Source organism: Rhizorhabdus argentea (genome assembly GCF_037861105.1).
Lineage (GTDB): Bacteria > Pseudomonadota > Alphaproteobacteria > Sphingomonadales > Sphingomonadaceae > Rhizorhabdus > Rhizorhabdus argentea.
In genome coordinates this window covers 1-3,082 of record NZ_JBANFK010000052.1, presented here as the reverse complement: position 1 = coordinate 3,082, position 3,082 = coordinate 1, and the positions used below count along the sequence as shown (strand labels likewise).

Here is a 3,082-nt window from a genome sequence, read left to right as displayed (position 1 = left end):
TGGAGCTCCTGCCCCATCCATGCTGGATGAAGACGAGTTCCGGGTCTTTCAGGGACCCGTAGATCGTCGTCGCATGGATGGGGGCCGAGAGCTACGGCCCCCCCATGTTCTAGAACCTGAGGGTCACCTCGCCACCGAAGGTGCGCGAGGAACCCCAGGTGGTATCTCTCTGTGCAACAAAGCCATCGAAATAGCCCGAGGTCCTGTAGTTCGTATTGCCGATATTCTTGATGAAGCCGCGAACGACATATTTCTCATCGCCGGAGGTAAAGGTCACATAGGCGTTTTGAATATTATAGGCGCGCTGGGTCAAAACAGCATCGTTGAACTCCGAGAACCGCACCTTGCCGCTCCAGTACGACTCTCCGCGCAGCAGCAATTCTCCACCGGCAAGATCAATGCCATATTGGGCACCGATGCTGATGCTGTACGGCGGCGCCCGGTTCAGCCAATTGCCGGCCAGATCCCGGTTGCGAGTGGGGTCAGTAGCCAGGCGGGTGTCCACGGCGGTGCAAGCCCCCAGAAAGTCGGCTGGATTGCAGTTGACGTAATTGGTGTATTTGGCACTCTCGACCATTGCCGACCCGTCCAGCTTCAGGCGATCGGTGATCGAGGCATCGAAACTGGCCTCCAATCCCTTGATCCGGGCCGCCGCGGCATTTTGCACCTTGAAGCCGCCGGCCGTTCCCAGCGTCTTTTGCACCTGCAGATTCTTGTAATCATACCAGAAGCCGGCGACATTCAGGTGGATCCGGTTATCGACCAGGCTGGCCTTGACGCCAGCCTCGCCGCCTTCGATCGTTTCAGGCTTGAAGGTGTCTCCGCACGTCCCCGAACCGATACCGCCGGACTTGAAGCCCTTCTGGTAGGTGGCGTAGGTCTTGATCTCACTGGAGACATCGAACTGAACGCCGGCGCGCGGCGTCCACGCCTCGAAGGTCAGGTCCGGGCGAATATTGCTGCATTGGTTGCGGATGTTCAGGACGGCCTTCTTGTTGTCATGGTTGAAACGGATGCCGGCCAGCAGCCGGAACCTGTCCGTCACCGAAAAAGTATGGTCGGTGAAGAATGCTATCGACTTGGCTTTTTGCGAGAAATTGCCCTGGTACACGTCGACATTGCTGCCGCCGAACAGGCTGCTGAAAACATTGGTTTGCTGGACGTAATTATCATTGAAGTAGAACGCACCGTATATCGATTGCAGGCGCCCATCGAACATGCTCGTGCTCAGATCGAGCTCTTGCGAATAGGTGTTCGAGCGGCCCCGGCTCGGAATATGTTCCGCATTGGCCCCGCTGGCGTCGTAGTCGACATTCATGAAGTTGCGATATTTTTGATATCCCGAAATGGATTTCAGCTGGATATCGTCACTGACATCCCAGGTGACCGTCCCGGTCGCGGAATATTGGGTCGTATCCTGCTTGGCATCCAGGTCGGAGTAGACCTTATGCGGGAGATAGGTTTGCGGCACCAGGAAGGCCCTGCGGCCTGGATTGATCGAGGGCGCAAGCGCTGTCGGCGCATAGGAGGCGCGGGTATGCGAATAGGTTCCTTCGACATCGATGTGCAGCGTGTCCACCGGCTTGAAGGCCAGGACGCCGCGAATGGCCGCCACATGATGGCCGCCGAAGCGCTTCCTGGGCGCGCCCACGAGGAGATTCTTGACGTCTCCGTCGGCATTATCCCACAGGCCGGTGATCCGGAAGCCGACCTTGTCGTTGATCGGGCCGGAGATGAAGCCGCGAACGCCATGGGCGTTGCGATTGCCCAAGCTGCCGGTCACTTCGGCCTCGGTCTCCTTCGTCGGCCCCCTCAGGATATAGTTGATCACGCCGCCCGTCGCATTGCGGCCATAGAGCGTCCCCTGCGGGCCGGAGAGCACCTCGATCCGCTCCATATCCATCTGCGCCAGGTCGAGGCTGCGCGCGCGCGCCTGGTACACTCCGTTGACGTGCACCGCGACCGAGGCATCTTCAAAGCCGCTGGTCAGACCGGTGCTGATGCCGCGCAGCGTGATCTGGTTGCTTCCGAACTGGTAGCCCAGCACCAGCGACGGAACCCGGGTGGTCAGATCGCCGAGGCCGCGGATCTGCCGCGTTTCCAGAGTCTCCTGGGAGAAGGCGGCAATCGTCGCCGGAACGTCCTGAAGCCGCTGCTCCCGCTTCTGGGCCGTCACGACGATCTCACCGATGTTCGTTGCGGTGCCGCCCTCGGCAGACTGCGCGTAGGCAGCCCCTGCATCGATGCCCATCGCCATCGCCAGACAGATCGAAATAAGAGACGACGACCTTAGAATTTGTGCTTTTGACATTGCTTCCCTCCCTTTGTGATTGTTGATTGTTTTTGTTATTTTATTGGCCAATATTTTATATTGGCAACATGGAAACCATCGGCCGATGCTTTGGCCTTCCCCCGATCAGCCGAGCGGAGCACGCGAGCGGTTCGATGCAATGGCTTCGGCATGGCCAGGGCTGGAACCAGGCAGCGCATGGATCTTGACCAGCCGATCCCGAGCGCTGACGCGGTGTCCCGCTGCGGGAAGTCTGCGCGCCGGGGCGCCGCCGATATTGCCGATAGCGATCTTCATTCGCGGCTTCCTCCCCATCACCGTTGCTTTACACCCAAGGTTAGGCCTAGATGTCGTCATCGGCAATAGCCGACCGGAAGGTCTGCAACCCACCAAAAGGTAAGTGCACATGAGAGGGGACTGGGTTTGCGACGATCCCAAGCGGCAGCTCGTCTGGGCGGCTGCGACGAGGGATGCCCTGCGGTTGCTCGAGGGCAAGTGGAAGATCGTCATCATCTGCCAGTTATTCGGCGCCAAGGCGCCTCTTCGCTTTTCCGAACTCGAGCGGCGGATCGAAGGCGTGAACCAGAAGATGCTGATCCAGCAGCTCAAGCAGCTCGAAAAGGATGGCATCCTCGCCCGGACGGTCTACCCTCAGGTGCCGCCACGCGTGGAATATTCGCTGACCAAGATGGGCATGGCCCTGGGACCCTCCATGGCCGAGCTTACCGACTGGGCCTTCATGCGCCGCGAAGCACTGAGCCCAGCCGAGCAGGAGGCGTGACCGCTGGCGGC

Annotated in this window: 3 protein-coding genes; 1 reads left to right on the top strand and 2 read right to left on the bottom strand. The window is 59.6% G+C overall.

Features of this window, described 5'->3' with window-relative positions; all coding sequences use genetic code 11:
* Positions 1–109 precede the first annotated feature (109 nt).
* Both AAC645_RS20300 and AAC645_RS20295 read right to left on the bottom strand, forming a co-directional pair.
* Positions 110–2,251, bottom strand: coding sequence for a TonB-dependent receptor (locus tag AAC645_RS20300; RefSeq protein ID WP_340318396.1), 2,142 nt, complete (start codon positions 2,249–2,251; stop codon positions 110–112).
* Between the two features lie 165 nt (positions 2,252–2,416).
* Complete coding sequence (locus AAC645_RS20295) at positions 2,417–2,587, bottom strand: hypothetical protein (protein ID WP_340318395.1); 171 nt, start codon at positions 2,585–2,587, stop codon at positions 2,417–2,419.
* A gap of 109 nt (positions 2,588–2,696) precedes the next feature.
* On the opposite strand from AAC645_RS20295, the gene AAC645_RS20290 reads away from it, so the two are divergent.
* Entirely contained in the window at positions 2,697–3,071 is a 375-nt protein-coding gene (locus AAC645_RS20290; RefSeq protein ID WP_340318394.1) for a winged helix-turn-helix transcriptional regulator, read from the top strand.
* Positions 3,072–3,082 lie beyond the last annotated feature (11 nt).